The sequence below is a fragment of the Mesorhizobium sp. M1342 genome (assembly GCF_040317955.1).
In the GTDB taxonomy this organism is placed as follows: domain Bacteria; phylum Pseudomonadota; class Alphaproteobacteria; order Rhizobiales; family Rhizobiaceae; genus Mesorhizobium.
The window spans coordinates 71,322-89,487 of record NZ_JAMYLI010000016.1; the positions used below are offsets into that span (position 1 = coordinate 71,322).

Below are 18,166 nucleotides of genomic sequence, written 5' to 3' on the forward strand. Positions count from 1 at the left end.
CTTTCGGCGGCAAGGTATGATCAAGTCAAACCAACAATTCGGGTTGTACGGTTGGTCTATTAGTAACGGGAAATGCGCTTACGGGTTGCAGAAGCCGCGGGCGTTCGCGGTCCATTTTCCAAAGCCGGTGGCGACCATGTTGGCAATGACGCGGCAGACATAGATCTTCTGCGCCGGGTCGTTGTCGGGACCGGCATGATAGCGGGCAACGGCCATCGACCAGGTCTCGTGACGGGCATGAAGGCTGGCCAGGAAGCGCGCCGCATAGTCGACGTTCTGGCGTGGGTCGAGCATGTCCTCGACGCTGCGAAAATGCGATGCGTGATAGTGGTGATTGATCTGCATGCAGCCCAGATCGATCAGGGTCTTGCCCTCGCGCCGGGCATTGGCGAAGGCGGCAAGGGCCTCGGTCCGGCTCCTCGGAAAGACTGCTTTTCCTTCTATATTCAAGGCATTGGGTTGAAGGCTGCCCTTGTTTCCGGTCTCCGTCAGGCCAACCGCATAGAGGATGCCGGCGGGCACGCCATAACGATCGGCAGCGCGCAGGATTTCCGGCTCGCAAGGGTTGGCCGTAGCTGCGGCAGCGCTTGCCGCGCTAGATAAAGATATCGCCGCCAGCGCGCTCGCGAGCAGGCGAAGTGCCGCGGCCGTAGTCCTGCGCGTCATCGTTGCGTTTCCCTGAGGATTGCTGGCCCGGTTGCTGGCCGCCGGCTCCACCGTTACCGCTGCCCGAATTCCCCGGTTGAAAGGATGCTGGATCGCGGCCTGTCGCCGCCGCCATAGGAGCGGTTGCATCCGTCCGGGTTGTAGCGGGAGCTGCTACCGAAGGTTGCAGTATCGTGACCTTGTCAACCTCGAAGCCGAGCCCCCGCAGTGACTTGACGATGGCCTCGCTGTCGGCCGACAGCCGACGATAAGCGTCATGCGTTTCAGGCTTCAGCTCAATCGAAAGTTGTTCCCCGGAGAGGCGAAGATTGGCCGTCACCATGCCGAGTTCGGCGGGGTGGAGTTCGATCTTCAACACATGTGTCGGAACGGCAACAGAGCTGGCCAGATGGGTAGTCGTGGGTGAGGCTGAAAGCGCCTTTTGCGGCCCGGCGTCGGCGGCTATGGCGTTGATCACATTGAGGGCTGCCTGGCTGATGGGACTTTGCGGCGGTGCGGGGAAACTCCGTTCCGACACCACGTCGATGCGCGCAGTGGACAGGGACTGTTTTCCCGCTTCTGGACGCATCGAGGACTGGACATCCTCGATGCTCTTCATCGCATTCGCGGTGTGCTTCGACCGCACGCCGGGCACATCGGCGGCCGGTGCGTCCGACAGCTTCTGGGCCGCCGCTGCGGCGTCGCGTTTTGGCGCGCTGGAGGCAGCGCTCGGCGACTGACCGTCAAACGCCGTCAAAGGTCCGTCGACGATCGACGCCTGCTCCGGCTTCGACATGGTTTCGAGTGCTTCGCGTCCGCCCGCGGCTTTTGGCCGGTAGGTCTTTGGCAGTGAAGCCTGCCCATCGAGCGCCGGGTCCGACGGATTCTCGCCGGTGGCCGTATTGCCCCCGGCTGCCTTGGCCGTTGTCGCGAAATGCCGCAGGTCATGAAACGCGATCAGCAGCGGCAGGTCGTCCTGAAGCGGCCCGGCATCCGGCGCCGTATCTTCAGCGTCGGCCTTCGCGTTTTCTTCCAAATCGTCCTTGCCGGTTTTCACGTTTGCCACTTTGGCCGAGATGGTCCTTCCGGGCTCGGCCGATGCTGGTTCGGCCCTGGCGTCATGCCCGGCAAGGCCGGCAGCGAGCTTGCTCCAGCGCTGGTCGCGCGATCCCGCCTCTGTCGAAGGCTGCCGTTCCGGGCGGGCAGCACCGGCATCGTCGCGCAGCATCTCGCCGAAGCCGGCGTCATCGTTCCTGCCGTTCGCGGCCGGCTGCTCCGACGTCGCGCGCGTGGAGGCAAATCCTGGCAAGGCCGAGCCGAGGCTGGTGGTCATTTTGGGGCGGCTCCAAGCATCTGGTCGATCAGGTCGAGCTGTCGACGTGTTCTGGTCATGGCGGCGTCGGTCGGATCGGCGGGCTCTGGACCGGCTGCGGGTGACGGTGCCGACGCTGGCATGACAGTCGCAGGGTCGGCGGATGCCGCTGCTGCCATGTCCGGCGCATTGGCGGCTGGTCCGCCGGAGGCCGCGGTGACGGCGGGTTGCTCCGAGATGGCGCCTTCGACCGGCGGCAGGCCACTGTCATCGGCGCCTTGCGCCGTGGCGATCTCGGGCACCGGCTGCGCCGCGGCGGCAGGAACTGGGGCAGGCTTTTCCGCCGGAAGGGCGGTGGGCGGCGCGACGACCTCGCCGGCAATGGCCTGCGCGGCGTCGAGCAAAGCGCGGTCGCCCTCCGACAGCCGGCTGCGGTCGATCTTGCCGAACTTGGCGCGAACGTCCTCGATTGTACCCGAGGTGACGGTGGAAAGGCTGGCATAGAGCAGGGCGCGTGGATCGTCCTGATTGGTGTTGCCGTCGCGGCCCTGTTCCGCCCGCGCCGAAGCGAAGGCCGACAAGTCGTTCAGGCCGTCTATCGCGGCCCGGCGGGCGATGCGCAGATAGATCACCTTCTCGCGCTCGGGATCCATCATCGAGGTGATGTCGCCCAGCTTGTCCTGGCTGATCGACATGTGCAGCGCGATGACGCCGGAGACGAAGGAGTCGGCGAACTGGCTGGCATAGGGCGAATAGAGATAGCGCTCGACATATTGGGTGGAAGCAAGGGCGAAGCGTGCCGCGTCGCCTTGCGCGACTGCAAGGCCAACCGAACGGCGAAGTGCCGCTTCCTCGACCAGCGTGCCGGGGCTGAGCAATCTTGCCTCGTCGAGCAGACGGAGTGCGGTCGCCGGTTGATCGCCGGCAAGCAGTGAGCCTTTGACCAGGGCGAGGAAGGCGCCGAGATCCGGGGGCAGCGCCATGGGATCGATCGGCCTCAAGGCTTCGATAGCCTCGCCGGGCCGGCCGTTGAGGTAATCAATCACGCCTTTGGCGATGGCAAGGCTTTGCGGGTCCGTCGTAGCGCGCGACGTGGCCGCTTCGACGGTCACCGGGTTGCCGCCGCTCATGCCATAGACAAGCAGAGCTCGAAAGTTCTTGGGATCCTTGTAGTCCTCGGCATTCGCCGCCCGCAGGCGCGCATCTGCCATCTCCAGCAGCTTGGCTTGCATCGGCAGGGCGGCATGATCGCCGGCGGCTATGCGGTCCTGGATGAGTTGCAGCGAGCGCACCAACTGATACGGCTGCAGCGTATCCTGGGCGAAACCGGTCGACGGGTGTCCGCCGGCCAGCAGCAACAGGCCAATCAACCGGCGGGTGACGGCCGCTCTTTTCATCCGCCGGTCGCCATCAGGATCTCGATGCGGCGGTTCGCGGCCGCCAATGGATCGGCTGCTATTTTCGGCTGGCGGTCGGCGAAGCCGGCGACTTCGGTGATGCGGCGTTCGTCGACGCCGCCGCGCACGAGCATGTAGTAGGCGGAATGCGCGCGCGCCGTCGACAGGCGCCAATTGTCGTAGCTGTCGCCGCGGAACGGCCGGGCGTCGGTGTGGCCGTTGATGCTGATGGTGCCCTTCTGGCTGTTGACGATGCGGCCGATCTTCTCCATCGCCAGCACCAGTTCGCGTCTCGGCAATGCCGAGCCGACCTCGAACATGCCGAAGTCGAGCTGGTCGGTGATCGAGATGACGACCCCCTTGTCGGTGGCTTCGACCGAGACGCCGTCGTGCAGCTTGTCGCCGGGCTTGAAGGCATCGGCCAGTTGCCGCTTGACGTCGGCCGCTGCCTTGACGGCAGCCGCGGTTGGCGCCTTCTCGCCGACGTCGGGCTTGGCGGCCTTTTGCGCCTCAGGCTCTGCCTTGGCTGCGTCGGCGACCGTGGTGCCGTCCGGTTTGGTCTCGCCGGCCATTGCCGTGGCAGGGTTCGCGGCCTGCTTGCCGGTCACGTCCTTTGCCTGCGGCTCAAGCGGGGCGGCCGCGACAGGCGGCACGGCTTTGACTTTGAGCACTTGCGTTTCGGCGGTCTTGTCGCCGGGCTTGGCCGGATCGCCCTCGATTTTGGTGCGCTCGGCGCTGGCTTCGGCGCCGGGCGCCGCGACCTGCTGCGACCAGAAATCCGGCTCGAAGGGATCGCGGTAGGAGGCGCCACCGGAGGCGCCGGTAGCCGGTCCGGCAGCCTGCACGCCGCCGTCGCCTTTCTGGCTGACATTCTGCATGACGCCGGTATCCGCGGCGATTTCCGAAAGCACCGCGTAGGGGTCGGCGAAGAGATGATCGTCGGTGCGTTCCGCCTGCTGCGGCTCCTGCTTGTCCTGCTTGCGGTCCGACGCGCCCGCGCCGGCATTGCCGTTCTGTCCGGCTTTGCTGGTCGCCTCTTGCGGATCGTCGGCCGTCAGCCCCATGGCGCGCGGGCCGTCGCCGAGATCCTCCAGGCCCTTGCGGCTCGAATTGCGGTCGACCAGCTTGACCGGGTTGAAGTAGCTGGCGACGGCTGCCTTGGTCTGCTCGTTGGCGGCGTTGATCAGCCACATGACCAGGAAGAAGCACATCATGGCCGTCATGAAGTCGGCGAAGGCGATCTTCCAGACGCCGCCATGGTGGGCTTCGTCATGGTCGTCATGACTGCGCCGCACGATGATGATCTCGTGGCGGCCGTGATCGGCGTCGGCGACGCTCATGCCAGGACCTCCGAGAGGGTCGTCGACCATTCGGCCATGCGCGTCTCGAACACCGCCTCGTCGATGGCGACGGTCAGGTCGAAGCCTGGCGCCTCGACAAAATCGAGATTGGCGGCGCGGGGTCCGAGCGACGCCTTCAGTGTTTCGAACATCGAGAGCGGGCCGCGCACGACGATGCGCACCGCTTCGGCATCGCCAACCGCTTCGCGAACGGCGCCGGCCAACGCATCGATCGAACGTTTCTGCAGATCGTCGCTGACGATGCCGCCGATGATGCGGGCGACCGTGGCGGCGACAAGTCCGGTCACGCGCGCCTCCATCGCATCGATGCGCAACGAGACAGCCTTGCCGACATCGTCGCCGAGGCTTTCGAGAAATATCCTTGCTTCCTCGGCACTAGCCTGGCGTTCGGCTTCGAGCGCGGCGTCATGCGCAGCCGACAGGCGGACCTCCAGCGCTGCCTCCGCCTGGGCAACCGCCTCGGCGATCAGCGTGCCGATATCGGCTTGTGGCGCCGGCGTCTCGGGCTTGTGGTCGGGATCGACTGCTGCCCGGGGCTGGCCGGCGCGTTGCGCGCGCGTCCCGAAATCGGGCAGAAGGTCGAAGAGGGCTACGGAGGGCATGGTTTACACCGCCACTTCCTGGGCAGCCCATTTGCGCAGGATCTGCGCGGTGCGCTCCTCGTTGAGATCGACCATCCTGGCAAGCCTGTCCTGCGGCGCCGGCCGGATCTTCTGGCGAAGATCGTCGAGCGGCGTGGGGCCTGGGCGTGTGCCTGGCAAGGTCCCGATCGCGGCACTGTCGGTGGCCGCCATTGCCTCCGGCGTCGGCAGCGAGCGCTGGACGTCGTCGAAGCTGGGACCTGCCAGGGCCGGAGTAGCCTTTGCCGTCAGCGCCGCGGCCATCGGCCTCAGGCCGAAGAAGGCGACCAGGAACACCACGACGATGAAGGCACCGGCATTGATCATCGTGCCGGCATGCTGGCCGATAGAATCGAGCATTCCCGCCTGCGGGATCGCCTCGCCATCCAGGCCATCGATGAACTCGACCGCCGAGACGTCGATGATGTCGCCGCGCTTTTCGTCCAGGCCGGTGGCGGACGTGACCATCTTCTGGATCTCGGCGACGCGCTTGGCGATCTGCTCCGGCGTGGCGTCCTTGCCGAGGATGGCCGTCAGCCGCTGCTGATTGACGACCACGGCGATCGACATCTTGGTGACGGTGTAACCGTTGGAGACCGTGGCGATCTTCTTGGAATTGATCTCGTAGTTGGTGATCTCTTCCCTGCGGTCGTTTTGCGAGGAGGATTGCGGACCATCGGTGGCGGTTGCCTGGGTCTCGGGCAGGTTCTGCTCGACGCTGGCCGGAGTGGAAGCCTGCTTCTGGTTGTTGTTCTCGTTGGCCCGCACCGACTGCACCGAGCGTTCGACGCGGGAATTCGGATCGAAGATGGTCTCTTCCGTCTGGCGGGTGTCGGTGTTGACCTCGGCCTTGACGCTGGCGCGGAAATTGTCGGGGCCGAGATAGGCCGTCAGCGCACGGCGGATGTTGTCTCCGATCTGCGCCTCGACGGTCTGCTCGACGCCGAGCGTGCGGGCGGCGCTGGTGTTGGAAGGGTCGTCGCCCGCAGCCAGCAGATTGCCGCTGGAATCGAGAACAGTCACCTTGTCTGCCGACAGGCCGGGAACGGCGGCGGCGACGAGATGGCGGATCGACATGGCGCTCTTCTCGGCGTCGATGCCGGCGTAGCGGATGACCACGGAAGCGGAGGGCTGCTGCTCGTCGCGGCGAAAATTGGCGCGTTCGGACATGACGATGTGGACCCGCGCAGCCTTGATGCCCGATATCGACTGGATGGTGCGGGCGATCTCGCCTTCCAGCGCGCGCACGCGGGTGATCTGCTGCATGAAGGAGGTGAGGCCGAGCGAGCCGACATTGTCGAACAGTTCGTAGCCGGCATTGGCGCTGGTCGGCAGGCCCTTTTCGGCGAGCAGCATGCGGGCCTGAGCGGTGGTGCCGGCCGGCACCAGAACCGAGGTTCCATCGGCGCCGACATCGAAGCCGATACCGGCTTCGCCCAGCACCAGGCCGATCTGGTTCACGTCGGCACGGTCTAGTCCCACATAGAGCGTGTCGTAGGCGGGGCGGTTGAGATAGACCGAGGCGATGCCGATGACGCCCATCACCAGAACGGCGATGCCCGCCAGCATGGCGAGGCGCTTCACGCCAAACCCGCGGAGATTCGAGATGATGCTCTGGATCTGTTCCGGCACGGTTCAACGACTCCCAGCATGATTGTCCGCTGGAACTCTAGTCTTCGAAGCTTGTGCGAAAATGAAATCGGGCCGCGCTTGCGGCGCGGCCCGATTATCTGATGGGAAGGTGGGCGCCGGTGGCGCCCGTGATCAGCTCTTGAACAGAGACAGGATCGACTGCGAGGCGGCGTTGGCGATCGACAACGCCTGGATGCCGAGCTGCTGCTGCACCTGCAGGGCCTGGAGACGGGTCGATTCCTTGTTCATGTCGGCATCGACGAGCTGGCCGACGCCGCGGTCGATGGAGTCCATCAAGCTCTGGGTGAAGGTCTTCTGCAGGTCGATGCTGCTCTTGGCCGAGCCGAGGATGGTGGCGGAGTCGGTCAGCTGGGCCATGACCTTGTCCATCCTGGTTACCATCTGCGTGATGATGTCGTCGGTTACCCCTGGGGCCGTGATGTCGAGGTTGTAGGCGGAAATATTGTCGACCTTGGCGACCGCTCCCGCCGCCGTCTGGCCGGCTGTGTTCGCGGCGATATCCGTTCCTCCGCCCGCGATCACGCCCGCATAGGCGTTGTCGTACAGGGTCTGGGCGGCGCCCGTGGAATAGATGGAGGTTTTGCGATCGAGGGTTCCGGAATTCTTCACCTCGGCGGCGAGGCCGTAGTCGAAAAGCTTGGTGCCCTCAACATCGATGTTGATCGTTCCGATCGACACTGCGCCGGATGAGGAGCGATTGAATGAGGACACGATCTGCGAGTCGGGCTGGACGCCATCATTGGGGGCGGCAGTCTGCTTGGAGGTCACCGCCAGGAAATTCGAGCCGGAGAAGGTCGCCGCATCGGCGAACGACTTCATCTGCGTCTGAAGCGCCTTGATCTCGGTCTGGGTTTTTGCCTTGGCGGCATCCGTCTGGCCGACCATGGACAGCACCTTGGTCTTGATCTGCCCGATCGTTGTCAGCACATTGTTCATGCCGGTGTAAGCGGCGTCGACCTTCGAGGCGCCGAGGCCGAGTGCATCCTGCACGGTCGACAGGGCCGCGTTGTCGGAGCGCATCGTGGTGGCGATCGACCAGTAGGCGGCGTTGTCCGAGGCCTGCGAGACCCGGTAACCGGTCGATATGCGGGCCTGCGTCTGTTCGAGCGACTTGTTGGTGGCGCTGAGGCTTTGAAGTGCGGTTAACGCCGAAGCGTTGGTCATGATGCTCGCCAAGAAAGTCGCTCCTTCTCAAAAGCCGACATGCTCAGACATGCCGGATGGGCCAGTTCAACGGGTGGCATCGTGCCGGTCGGACCGATTCGCCAACTGTCGTAAGCTATTGGTTAACCATAACTAGCGCGGCATGGTTAACAGCCTGTTAAAAGCTGGCTTTTGAGAGTTAAGGATCGAGGGTTGCGTGGGGCTGGAGCAAAACGCAATTCGGGCCGCGCTGTTGGCGCGGCCCGAATTTTTAGTGCGAACTGTGGTTGGGCGAAGGCGATTAGCCGCGGAAGAGCGACAGGATCGACTGCGATGAACCGTTGGCGATCGACAGCGCCTGGATGCCGAGCTGCTGCTGGACCTGCAGGGCCTGCAGACGGGTCGATTCCTTGTTCATGTCCGCATCGACGAGCTGGCCGACACCGCGATCGATGGAGTCCATCAGGTTCGAGGTGAAGGTCTTCTGCAGGTCGATACTGCTCTTGGCGGCGCCGAGCGTGGTGGCGGCGTTGGTCATGGCCTTGAGCGCGGCGTCGACGACGTTCATCTGCTGCGCGATCTGGCTATCGCTGGCAGCCGTGCCACCCGAAAAGATAGTGAGCGAGGCAACCGAATAGGTGTCGGTTGCCGCTGCTGCAGCACCCAGGGTGGGGTTCGAGGCCGTGGCAACAGCAGCGCCCGTGGTGCCGAGGCGAGCCGTGTCGAGAATACCCTTGGCGGTTGGTGCCGCGCCGGCATCGTACAGCTTGATGCTTTCCACATTGACATCGATCGTCGAGATCGAAGCCGCGCCGGTCGCGTCGCGGTTGAAGGCCGAAACAATCTTCACGTCGGCCGCGGTGCCTGTCGCAGTGGACACCGAAAGCATGTTGGTGCCGGAGAAGGTGGCGCCATCGGCGTAGGCCTTCAACTGGTTCTGAAGGGCGGCGATTTCGACCTGGGTCTTTTCCTTGGAGGCGTCCGTCTGGCCGTAGGACGCGACCAGCTTGGTCTTGATCTGGTTGATGGTATCGATCGCGCTACTCATGCCGGTATAGGCTGTGTCGACCTTGGAGGCGCCGAGGCCGAGAGCGTCCGAAACGGTGGACATTGCCTGGTTGTCGGAGCGCATCGTGGTGGCGATCGACCAGTAGGCGGCGTTGTCCGAAGCCTGCGAGACCTTGTAGCCGGTCGAGATGCGGGCCTGGGTGTCGGTGAGGGATTTGCTGGTGGCGTTGAGGCTCTGCAGGGCCGTCAATGCGGCGCTGTTCGTCATGATGCTGGACATGGTACTCGTACCTTGATTTTACAGGTATTTTTTACATACCGGCTCTACCGGTATGACGGTGCGGCATCATGCCCATGATCTCTCAAAATCGATCACCCGCCATCTGCGAGCGAATATGCGGGCAAGTCCCTACCAAAGGGCTAAACCGGACGGTTAATCGAAAATATATTGCTGGGATTTCGAGCCGGCGCGGCAGGATCAGTTGAAGGAGCGCACCAGGCTGCCGACAAGCAGGTTCCAGCCGTCGATCAGGACGAAGAACAGGATCTTGAACGGCAGCGACACCACTGTCGGCGGCAGCATCATCATGCCCATCGCCATGGTGATCGTGGCGACGATCAGGTCGATGACCAGGAATGGCAGCACGATCAGGAAGCCGATCTCGAAACCGCGCCGGATCTCCGAGATCATGAAGGCCGGCACCAGGATGCGCAGGTCGACGGTGTTACGCGAAACGGTCTGGCCGCGCTCGCGGGCGAGGTCGGCGAAGAGGTCGAAATCTTTGTCACGCACATTGTGCAGCATGAAGGTGCGGAACGGGTCCGAAATCTTGTCGAAGGCTTCGGTCTGGGTGATCTGGTTGTCCATCAGCGGCTTGACGCCGGTGTTCCAGGCCTGATCGAAGGTCGGCGCCATGACATAGAAGGTCATGAACAGCGACAGCGAAATCAGGATGAGGTTTGCCGGTGTCGACTGCAGGCCGATGCCGGCGCGCAGGATCGAGAAGGCGATGACGAAACGGGTGAAGCTGGTCACCATGATCAGCAGGCCTGGCGCCACCGACAGAACGGTCAGCAGGCCGAACATCTGGATGATGTAGCCGACGGTGGTGCCGTCAGCCTTGCCGATGCCGCCGAGATCGAGTTGCTGGGCCGCCGCGATGGAGGTGGCGGCGGCGATCATGGCCGTGGCGAGAAGGAGTTTTCTCATTCGAGCAGCAATGTCCTGATGAGTACCTGTTTGGCGTGACCCTGGCTGCGGATCGCGGCGCGGTCTTCGAGGTCGGCCTTCAGGTGCTGGTAGCCGCTGGCGCCCTCGATCTGATGCATCTTCAACGTGCGCACCAGGGCCAGAAGGTCCTGGTGGATGTCATCCGACATTGCCTGTGGCTGCGGCGCGTCATAGACGATGGACACCTCCATCCTGATCCAGGTGCCGGCAGGCGAGGCGATGTTGGTGGTGATCGGCGCCAGCACGACAAGCATCGGGCCCAGGCCTGGCTGCTCGGCCGCGGCGGGCTGCATGATCTTGCCTTCGTTCTCAGGCGCGACCGGTACCGAAGCCGGTGCGCCAACGCCTTTGAGATAACCGCCGGACATCCAGCCCATGCCAATGGCGGCCGCCGTCACAAGCAGCAGCAGGCCGGCCTGGATGGCAGGGGAGGGACCCTTGCGTGGCTGAACCTGTTCGATATTTGCCACGGCGCCCTGCTCCGATCCTAGAACGGAAGAACCTGGTCGAGAATCTGCTGGCCGTAGGCAGGCTGCTGGACCTCGGTGATGCGACCGCGTCCGCCGTAGGAGATGCGGGCCTCGGCGATGCGTTCGTAGGGGATGGTGTTTTCGGCGCCGATATCGGCCGGCCGCACGATGCCGGCGAGCGTCAGCACCCTGAGCTCGGCGTTGACGCGCACTTCCTGCGATCCGGTGATCATCAGATTGCCGTTGGGCAGCACATCGGTGACGATCGCCGCGACATTGAGCTCAAGCGTCTCCGAGCGCTTGATCTCGCCGTCGGCGGTCGTGTCCGTGGTGGAGCTGAGAGCCCCAGCGCCCTTGCCGGCGGTGCTCCACTTGTCCCACTGCGCGCTGAGGTCGTAACCGAGCTTGCGATTGGCGGTGCGGCTCCTGTCGTTCTGGTTCTTGAAGTTGGCTCGATCGTTGATCTTGATCTTGACCGTCAGGATGTCGCCCTGGGACAGCGCCCGCGGGTCGGTGAACAGCCGGCTCTGGCGGTCGTCCCACAACGAGAATTTCTTGACCGGCGCGGGCGGCGTTTGCGGATAGCGATAGAGGGAGCCAGTGCTGCCGCCATCGATGCCGGAGCCGACCGGGGACAGGGCCGGCTCCCTGCCGACCTCCTTGAGGTTGGTTCCGCAACCCGACAGCACGGTGACCGCGCACAGGACAAGCATTTTCCGGATCATGACGGATCTACCCTTCGGGCTGCGCTGGCCATAATGCCGGTGAGCGTCGCCGCCGCCTTCTGGTCCATTTCGTTGAGGATGACGCTCGCCTTGCGTGAATCGAGCTTCATCAATATGGCCGCAGCCAGATCGGCGTTGACGATGGCCAGCCGCTCGGCGGCGGCGTCGGGTTTCATGCCGGCGTAGATCTGGACGACGCCGTCCTCGGCCCGGGCCAGGAAAACCTCGCGCCGCTTCAGCCAGGTCTCGTATTCAGCTTTCTTTGCATCGAGAGCTTTCATGCGCTCGTCAATGCCGGCCTTGAGCTGCTTCAGCTCCTCCGCCTGCAGGACATAGCGGCGGTCGCGGGCGGCGTCGGCGATGTTTGAGCAGAAGCGCTCGATCTCGCTTTGGTCCGGCGCCTTTTCCCGTGTCAATTGCTGCGGCGCCGCTGCCACCGGTGCTCCCGGCAGAACCTGGCGGACCGTCTCCTCGCCGCGTGCGGTGTCGCCGGCAAAGGGCAGCGCCGCGAGAATAGCGGTCGCAAGCAGGATCGCGGCTTTGCGGTGTCTGCCGTCATGGCGTGGGAAGGAGCGCGTCATCGGCATCGCCTATTGCAGAACCAGGTCGGCCTGCAGGGCCCCGGCCGACTTGATGCCCTGCAAAATGGCGATGATGCCGTCCGGCTTGACCCCGAGGCGGTTGAGGCCGGAAACGAGGGTTTGGAGATCGGGTCCGTCAAGCACGGCAACGCGGGCGTCGGGCCGGCTGGCGTCGATGGCGGTGAACGGTTCGATGGCGGTCTCGCCCTTGGAGAAGGGCTCGGGCTGGACCACGCGCGGCGCTTCGGTGATGCGCACGGTGAGCGTGCCGTGGCTGATGGCGACCCGCGAGATCTTGACGTCATTGCCGATGACGATGGTGCCGGTGCGCTCGTCGATGACGACACGGGCCGGCGTGTCGGATTCGACCACCAAATTCTCGATTTCGGCATAGAAGCGCGCCGCCGAGACACCTTTCGGCCTTCTGATCTGCACGGTGCGCGAATCGCGCTCCGCCGCCACCCGCATGCCGAAGCGCTGGCCGGTGTAATCGTTGATGGCGTCCGCGATGCGGATAGCGGTCGAGAAATCGGGATTGCGCAGTTGCAGCGTCAGGATCGCCTGATCGTCGAACTCGGCCTGGACAGCGCGCTCCACGATGGCGCCGTTCGGCACGCGGCCGGAGGTCGGCACGCCTTGCGTCAGTTGCTCGGCCTGTCCCTGGGCGGTAAAGCCGGACACGATGACCGAGCCCTGGCCGACGGCATAGATCTCGCCGTCCGCTGCCTTCAGCGGCGTCATGATCAGCGTGCCGCCGGAAAGCGAGGTCGCGTCGCCCATCGAGGAGACGTCGATGTCGATGCGGGCGCCCGACTGCACGTAGGGCGGCATGTTGGCGGTGACGATGACGGCGGCGACATTCTTGGCGCGTGCACTGCCGCCTTCGGTGGCGATGCCGAGGTTTTCGAGCATCGCGCGGATAGACTGTTCGGTGAATGGCGAGTTGCGCAGGCTGTCGCCCGATCCGGCAAGGCCGATCACCAGGCCGTAGCCGACGAGCTGATTGTCGCGCGAGCTCTGCAGCTGGGCGATGTCCTTGATGCGCGAGGCGACCTGGCCCGGCGGCAGCGAACTCGGCCCGGTCGACACCCGGAACATGCGGCTGGTGGTGGCCGGATCATATTCGGGATCGTTGTAGACGCCGCCATTCTTGGCGGCGAGCTCGCGCTTGGCCTTCGGCGTCAGGCCGTCGGCCAGCGCCGGCTGCAGGCCAAGCACGGCTGCCAGTATCAGGGTAAGCCCGCGCATCATGAAGCGCTGACCTGGATGGTTCCATCCGCCATCACCGTGCCGGACAGGACTTTGCCGCTGTCGATGTTGCGAACCTTGACGAGGTCGCCCGCGGCTCCCGGCTGCAGCGTCACGGCGGTGGCCGAGATCGTCAGCCCGCCGGCGATGAAGAAGATCTGCACGGAAGCACCCTGTTCGACCAGCCAGGCCTCGCGGATGGCGGTGGAGGGAATGTAGCGGCCGGGCAGCAACGTGCGCTTGGCGACCTTGCCATCCAGTTCCTCGACCCGTGTGGCGACCGCCTCTGGCTTGTGCTTGCCGACGATAAGGGTGACCTGTTTCAGGGCAGCCAGGTTGATGGTCTCGCCGGGATAGATAACCCGGCTCGGAATAAGCACCACCTCGCCGACAGCTTGATTGCTGGCGATCCGGGTGGCCGACTGGTTGGCCGATTCCTGGGCAAAAGCCGGCATCGTGCCGGTCACCAGCGCAAGGACGAGCGCGCTGCGGCGGAATGCGGACAGGAGGCCGGGCGTCGACATCATGCGTTACCTGATGTTCTTGGAGACCACGGAGGCCATGTCGTCGGCGGCCTGGATGACCTTGGAGTTCATCTCATAGGCGCGCTGCGCCGAGATCAGCTCGGTGATTTCCTTGACCGGGTCGACGTTGGAGGCTTCGAGATAGCCCTGCTGGATGGTGGCGAAGCCTGGATCGCCAGGCACGCCGACATTGGCTGGCCCCGAAGCCGTGGTTTCCTGGAACAGATTGTCGCCGAGCGGCGCCAGGCCGGCCTCGTTGGCGAAATTGGCGATCTGAAGCTGACCGAGGTTCTGCAGGTCGGTCTGGCCGTCGATGCGGGCGAAGACCTGGCCGGTCTTGTTGACGATGACCTCGACGGCATCCACGGGGACGTTGATTGCCGGAATGACGGCAGCGCCGTCGACCGTCACCAGCTGGCCGGTGGCGTTGGTGTTGAGAGCGCCGGCGCGGCTGTAGAGCGTGCCGCCGTCGGCACCCTCGATCTGAAACCAGCCCCTGCCGGTCAGCGCCAGGTCGAAACTGTTGCCGGTGCTGGTCAGTTCGCCCTGTGTGTGCACGTTGCGCACGGCCGTCGTCTTGACGCCGAGGCCGATCGAGACGCCCTCCGGCACCAGCGAGGCGTTGGAGCGGTTGGGCACGCCTTGCGTGCGGTCGACCTGATAGAGCAGGTCGGAGAATTCGGCACGGGCGCGCTTGTAGCCGGTGGTGTTGATGTTGGCGATGTTGTTGGCGATGACTTCCAGATTTGTCTGCTGGGCATTCATGCCGGTGGCGGCGATGGCAAGTGCTTTCATGGCGGAATTCCTCAGATGCCCATTCGACTGACTTCGAGATACGCGGAAACCACCTTGTCGCGGATGGCGACGGCGGTCTGAAGCGCCTGCTGCGCGCTCATCACGGCGTCGACCACCTGACGGGTGTCGGCGTCGCCCTTGAGCGCCTGCATCGATACCTGCTCGGCATTCTGCATCGTGTCGACGGTCTTGGAGGCTGCCTGGCTCAGCGCCTCGGCAAAGGAGGTGCCGACATTGCCGCCGGCCGAGGGTGTTGCGCCGCCCTGGAGCAGGCTTGTCGCCGTGTCATCGCCGCCGATCGACGGCTTGAACTGAAGGGCTCCGATACCGCTGATCATTACTGGTTCCTCATCAGGTCGATGGTCATGGAAATCAGGTCACGGGCCTGCTTGACGACCTGAAGGTTGGCCTCGTAGGAGCGGTTGGCCTCGGTCATGTCGGCCATTTCGATCAGCACGTTGACGTTGGGCATCTTGACGTAGCCCTTCTCGTCGGCTGCCTCGTTGCCGGGCTGGAACTCGACTGGAAAGTCACTGGGATCTCGATCGATCGAGTTCACTGCAACCGTTGAACTGCCGGAGGCCCGGTCAAGCTCGGAGACGAAGCTGATGGTCTTGCGGCGATAAGGATCGGAGCCGGGCGCGGTGCCGGTCGACTGGGCGTTGGCGAGGTTTTCGGAAACCACGCGCAGGCGCTCCGACTGGGCGCCGAGGCCGGATGCTGCGACTTTGAGGGCTGCGGTCAGTGCGTCCATGGTCAGCTCTTCACCGCCATCATCATCATCGTATGAAACGCCTTGACGATCGCCGTGTTGAGTTCGAAGGAGCGGCGCACCTCGCCGGCTTTCAGCAACTGGTCTTCCAGAACGACGGAGTTCTTGGACGGCATGACGACGCCGTCATCCTCCTGCGGCTTGATGGTGAAGCCGGCATTGCTCGCTGCATTGCCGAGATGGCCGGCCTGGGTGGCCTGCAGCGATACGGCGGCGCGGTCGAGCACCTTTTCGAATGGCTCGACGTCGTTTGCCGTATAACCCGGCGTGTTGGCATTGGCGATGTTGCCGGCGACTGCCGACTGGCGCACGGCCAGCCATTGCGCTTGCTTGGCGGCGAGATCGAAAAGGGAAACGGGCTCCATGGGAATCTCCGAGCAGGTACCCAGAGACTAGGCCGCCAGTCTTGCGCGGGCCTTGCGGATGGCCGGAAGCCGGAGATCGTTTATCTGGAGAGTTCGATTACCCGGTCGGCACTGGTGACCATGACCCATTTGCCGTTGCGCTGCTCGATGGAGGACACCTGACTGGAGTCAGGCAGTATCGAGCCGCGCTGGACGATCCAGAGGCCAGCGTCGTCCTGGATCATGGCACGGCCGTTGGCGACATGAACCATGCGGAATTTCGCCGCGTCGGCCGGAAACGGTTGCTCGTCGGGTGCGGCTGCGGGATTGGCATCATCCCGCACCGTTCCGGTGGCAAGAAGATCGAGATTGGCCGCGGGAATATCCTTTGCCGTCAGCGGCGCGCTGCGTTCGGCGACCACGCCGCCGCCCGCTCGCCCGGAATTGGAGCCGGTGCCGCCGAACTTCATCGCCTGGACGCCAAACTGGTCCTGGTTAAAGAAGATGTACCAGGGAAACAGGGCGCAGATCAGGCCGAGCGTGATGCCGAGCGCGGCTATGACGAAATCGCTGCGTCGGTCGGACTTCTTCCTCAGTCGGGGAAACGGTGCCTTTGGCGGCTGCGGCCATTCGGTGCGCGGGAACAGCCCGTTGATCAGCGAGTCGCGGCTCGCCTGCGTCATCTCGGCAGCCACCGCCTGGACAGCCCGGGGCAGAGCGGGTTCGACGGGCCTGGCCAGAAGATCAGGATCGGCTCTGCCAGCCCGTGGCAGGATTGGCTTGACGGCTCTGGCCAGAACGGCCTCGGCTTTGGCTGCGATGATACGGGCAGCCTTTGCCTTGGCGGTTCTCGCTTCGTCAGCCTCGGCTTGCTCCACGGCATTGGCCTCGGCGATCATGTCGCGCAGGATGCGCTCGGTATATTCGCGTTCAGTCTCCGGCATCGGCGTTCAGCTTGCTCTTGAGGTGGCGGGCGAGATCGGAGAAAGGGTCGGCCGACGGGCGATCCTTCGGCGCTTGCGTCAGCGCCTCATAGATCAGCGGCACCTGGCGCACGGCGATGTCGAGTTCGGCATCGACGCCCCCCTGATAGGCCCCAAGCAATCGGATATCGCGCGTGTCCTCGAAGCGCGAGATCATCGACTTCAGCCTTGTCACCAGCGCGCGCTGTTCGACGCTCCAGGCCTTTCCGGCCAACCGCGATATGGACGACAGCGGGTTGACGGGGGGATAGCGACCCTGTTCGGCGATCGTGCGATCGAGCACGACATGGCCGTCGAGGATGCCGCGCACGGAATCGGCTACCGGGTCGTTGTGGTCGTCACCGTCGACCAGCACGGAAATGATGGCGGTGATGGATCCTTTGCCTTCCCCGCCCGGCCCGGCGCGTTCGAGCAGCTTGGGCAGTTCGGTGAACACCGAGGCCGGGTAGCCGCGCGCGACCGGCGGCTCGCCGGTCCCCGTCGCCACCTCACGCAGGGCGTGAGCGAAGCGGGTGATCGAATCCAGCACCAGCAAAACGCGATGCCCCTGGTCGCGAAAATGCTCGGCGACGCGCATGGCGGTGTCCGGCGCACGCCGGCGCATCATGGCGCTTTCGTCGCTGGTGGCGACGACGGCGACGGTCTTGGCCATGCTGTCGCCGATCGTGTCCTCGAGGAATTCACGGACTTCGCGGCCGCGTTCGCCGATGAGCGCCACCACGACGGTATCGAATGCGTCGGCGCCGGCGAGCATGGCGAGCAGCGTCGACTTGCCGACGCCGGAGCCGGCAAAGATGCCGAGGCGCTGGCCGAAGCAGAGCGGCGTGAAGATGTCGATGACCTTGACGCCGGTCATGAAGGCAGTGCCGACGCGTTGCCGCGCCATGGCCCCCGGCGTCGTCTGGGCGCCGCGCGTCGTGTCGTCTCCCCGGGCGAGTGGCGGGCCGCCATCGATCGCCCTGGTGAGTGCGTCGATGGTGCGGCCGCGCCACGAGGCATGCGGCGCCACCACGAGCGGACCGCGGCGGAACACGGCATCACCGATGCCGGAATCGGCGCTGCGTTCGAAGGGCGCCACGACGGCCTCGTCGCGGCCGATCTTGACGATCTCGCCGCGGCGCGCACCGGCATGGCCGCGCTGCTCGACGATGTCGCCCAGTCTGGCGAAGCCGGAAAGGCCGTGCACCTTGTAGTGCGTGGGCGTGACTTCGATGACGCGGCCGCCGCGCTTGAGCAGCGCCTCGGCGTCGGCGAAACGCCGCCAGACCCTTTCCAGCGCGGCAAGCCGGTCTTCCGGCGCCGGCTGGAGTTGTCTTTCGGGTGCGCGCAGGGATGGCTGGTCGAGCGACATGGA

At 64.7% G+C, this 18,166-nt stretch carries 20 protein-coding genes; all 20 read right to left on the bottom strand.

The window, feature by feature from the left end:
* Positions 1–78: 78 nt before the first annotated feature.
* Positions 79–666, bottom strand: a complete 588-nt coding sequence (locus tag NKH06_RS18085) for a transglycosylase SLT domain-containing protein (RefSeq protein ID WP_352441895.1) — start codon at positions 664–666, stop codon at positions 79–81.
* On the bottom strand, positions 596–1,702 hold the full coding sequence (fliK, locus tag NKH06_RS18090) for a flagellar hook-length control protein FliK (RefSeq protein ID WP_245486093.1): 1,107 nt from the start codon (positions 1,700–1,702) through the stop codon (positions 596–598). The genes NKH06_RS18085 and fliK overlap by 71 nt, the downstream gene beginning before the upstream one ends.
* A gap of 272 nt (positions 1,703–1,974) precedes the next feature.
* Positions 1,975–3,354: a MotC family chemotaxis protein gene (locus NKH06_RS18095; RefSeq protein WP_352893608.1), complete on the bottom strand. Its 1,380-nt coding sequence runs from the start codon at positions 3,352–3,354 to the stop codon at positions 1,975–1,977.
* Positions 3,351–4,694: a MotB family protein gene (locus NKH06_RS18100; RefSeq protein WP_352441898.1), complete on the bottom strand. Its 1,344-nt coding sequence runs from the start codon at positions 4,692–4,694 to the stop codon at positions 3,351–3,353. The genes NKH06_RS18095 and NKH06_RS18100 overlap by 4 nt, the downstream gene beginning before the upstream one ends.
* On the bottom strand, positions 4,691–5,317 hold the full coding sequence (locus tag NKH06_RS18105) for a hypothetical protein (RefSeq protein ID WP_023810011.1): 627 nt from the start codon (positions 5,315–5,317) through the stop codon (positions 4,691–4,693). Before NKH06_RS18105 ends, NKH06_RS18100 begins: the two co-directional genes overlap by 4 nt.
* A gap of 3 nt (positions 5,318–5,320) precedes the next feature.
* Positions 5,321–6,967 carry a flagellar basal-body MS-ring/collar protein FliF gene (fliF, locus tag NKH06_RS18110; protein ID WP_023810010.1) on the bottom strand — a complete coding sequence of 549 codons (1,647 nt, stop codon included), beginning with the start codon at positions 6,965–6,967 and terminating at the stop codon, positions 5,321–5,323.
* Positions 6,968–7,099: 132 nt separating this feature from the next.
* A complete protein-coding gene (locus tag NKH06_RS18115; RefSeq protein ID WP_127290416.1) occupies positions 7,100–8,164 on the bottom strand; it encodes a flagellin N-terminal helical domain-containing protein in 1,065 nt (354 codons plus the stop codon).
* A 268-nt stretch (positions 8,165–8,432) separates the two neighbouring features.
* Entirely contained in the window at positions 8,433–9,419 is a 987-nt protein-coding gene (locus NKH06_RS18120) for a flagellin N-terminal helical domain-containing protein (RefSeq protein WP_023810008.1), read from the bottom strand.
* Between the two features lie 198 nt (positions 9,420–9,617).
* Positions 9,618–10,349: a flagellar type III secretion system pore protein FliP gene (gene fliP / locus NKH06_RS18125; protein ID WP_352893611.1), complete on the bottom strand. Its 732-nt coding sequence runs from the start codon at positions 10,347–10,349 to the stop codon at positions 9,618–9,620.
* Entirely contained in the window at positions 10,346–10,840 is a 495-nt protein-coding gene (locus NKH06_RS18130; RefSeq protein WP_352733656.1) for a flagellar basal body-associated FliL family protein, read from the bottom strand. The genes fliP and NKH06_RS18130 overlap by 4 nt, the downstream gene beginning before the upstream one ends.
* 17 nt (positions 10,841–10,857) lie before the next feature.
* On the bottom strand, positions 10,858–11,565 hold the full coding sequence (flgH, locus tag NKH06_RS18135; RefSeq protein ID WP_127290408.1) for a flagellar basal body L-ring protein FlgH: 708 nt from the start codon (positions 11,563–11,565) through the stop codon (positions 10,858–10,860).
* Positions 11,562–12,146, bottom strand: coding sequence for a MotE family protein (locus NKH06_RS18140; protein WP_502914499.1), 585 nt, complete (start codon positions 12,144–12,146; stop codon positions 11,562–11,564). The genes flgH and NKH06_RS18140 overlap by 4 nt, the downstream gene beginning before the upstream one ends.
* A 9-nt stretch (positions 12,147–12,155) precedes the next feature.
* The gene (locus NKH06_RS18145; protein ID WP_023810004.1) at positions 12,156–13,397 is read right to left on the bottom strand and encodes a flagellar basal body P-ring protein FlgI; all 1,242 of its coding nucleotides are present in this window, start codon (positions 13,395–13,397) and stop codon (positions 12,156–12,158) included.
* A complete protein-coding gene (gene flgA / locus NKH06_RS18150; protein ID WP_031212802.1) occupies positions 13,394–13,921 on the bottom strand; it encodes a flagellar basal body P-ring formation chaperone FlgA in 528 nt (175 codons plus the stop codon). The genes NKH06_RS18145 and flgA overlap by 4 nt, the downstream gene beginning before the upstream one ends.
* Before the next feature lie 3 nt (positions 13,922–13,924).
* Positions 13,925–14,713 carry a flagellar basal-body rod protein FlgG gene (flgG, locus tag NKH06_RS18155; protein WP_013529795.1) on the bottom strand — a complete coding sequence of 263 codons (789 nt, stop codon included), beginning with the start codon at positions 14,711–14,713 and terminating at the stop codon, positions 13,925–13,927.
* Positions 14,714–14,724: 11 nt separating this feature from the next.
* Positions 14,725–15,051, bottom strand: a complete 327-nt coding sequence (gene fliE / locus NKH06_RS18160; protein WP_023810002.1) for a flagellar hook-basal body complex protein FliE — start codon at positions 15,049–15,051, stop codon at positions 14,725–14,727.
* Complete coding sequence (gene flgC / locus NKH06_RS18165; RefSeq protein WP_013529797.1) at positions 15,051–15,467, bottom strand: flagellar basal body rod protein FlgC; 417 nt, start codon at positions 15,465–15,467, stop codon at positions 15,051–15,053. The genes fliE and flgC overlap by 1 nt, the downstream gene beginning before the upstream one ends.
* Before the next feature lie 2 nt (positions 15,468–15,469).
* Positions 15,470–15,850: a flagellar basal body rod protein FlgB gene (gene flgB / locus NKH06_RS18170; protein WP_352775081.1), complete on the bottom strand. Its 381-nt coding sequence runs from the start codon at positions 15,848–15,850 to the stop codon at positions 15,470–15,472.
* Positions 15,851–15,930: 80 nt separating this feature from the next.
* Positions 15,931–16,773, bottom strand: coding sequence for a hypothetical protein (locus NKH06_RS18175; RefSeq protein ID WP_023810000.1), 843 nt, complete (start codon positions 16,771–16,773; stop codon positions 15,931–15,933).
* The gene (fliI, locus tag NKH06_RS18180) at positions 16,760–18,163 is read right to left on the bottom strand and encodes a flagellar protein export ATPase FliI (protein ID WP_352775084.1); all 1,404 of its coding nucleotides are present in this window, start codon (positions 18,161–18,163) and stop codon (positions 16,760–16,762) included. The genes NKH06_RS18175 and fliI overlap by 14 nt, the downstream gene beginning before the upstream one ends.
* Positions 18,164–18,166 lie beyond the last annotated feature (3 nt).

Coding starts and splice junctions, on each gene's coding strand:
- NKH06_RS18085 (WP_352441895.1), bottom strand. CDS start 666: ATGACGCGCAGGACTACGGCCGCGGCACTTCGCCTGCTCGCGAGCGCG.
- NKH06_RS18095 (WP_352893608.1), bottom strand. CDS start 3,354: ATGAAAAGAGCGGCCGTCACCCGCCGGTTGATTGGCCTGTTGCTGCTG.
- NKH06_RS18100 (WP_352441898.1), bottom strand. CDS start 4,694: ATGAGCGTCGCCGACGCCGATCACGGCCGCCACGAGATCATCATCGTG.
- NKH06_RS18105 (WP_023810011.1), bottom strand. CDS start 5,317: ATGCCCTCCGTAGCCCTCTTCGACCTTCTGCCCGATTTCGGGACGCGC.
- NKH06_RS18120 (WP_023810008.1), bottom strand. CDS start 9,419: ATGTCCAGCATCATGACGAACAGCGCCGCATTGACGGCCCTGCAGAGC.
- fliP (WP_352893611.1), bottom strand. CDS start 10,349: ATGAGAAAACTCCTTCTCGCCACGGCCATGATCGCCGCCGCCACCTCC.
- flgH (WP_127290408.1), bottom strand. CDS start 11,565: ATGATCCGGAAAATGCTTGTCCTGTGCGCGGTCACCGTGCTGTCGGGT.
- NKH06_RS18140 (WP_502914499.1), bottom strand. CDS start 12,146: ATGACGCGCTCCTTCCCACGCCATGACGGCAGACACCGCAAAGCCGCG.
- NKH06_RS18145 (WP_023810004.1), bottom strand. CDS start 13,397: ATGATGCGCGGGCTTACCCTGATACTGGCAGCCGTGCTTGGCCTGCAG.
- flgA (WP_031212802.1), bottom strand. CDS start 13,921: ATGATGTCGACGCCCGGCCTCCTGTCCGCATTCCGCCGCAGCGCGCTC.
- flgG (WP_013529795.1), bottom strand. CDS start 14,713: ATGAAAGCACTTGCCATCGCCGCCACCGGCATGAATGCCCAGCAGACA.
- fliE (WP_023810002.1), bottom strand. CDS start 15,051: ATGATCAGCGGTATCGGAGCCCTTCAGTTCAAGCCGTCGATCGGCGGC.
- flgC (WP_013529797.1), bottom strand. CDS start 15,467: ATGGACGCACTGACCGCAGCCCTCAAAGTCGCAGCATCCGGCCTCGGC.
- flgB (WP_352775081.1), bottom strand. CDS start 15,850: ATGGAGCCCGTTTCCCTTTTCGATCTCGCCGCCAAGCAAGCGCAATGG.
- NKH06_RS18175 (WP_023810000.1), bottom strand. CDS start 16,773: ATGCCGGAGACTGAACGCGAATATACCGAGCGCATCCTGCGCGACATG.
- fliI (WP_352775084.1), bottom strand. CDS start 18,163: ATGTCGCTCGACCAGCCATCCCTGCGCGCACCCGAAAGACAACTCCAG.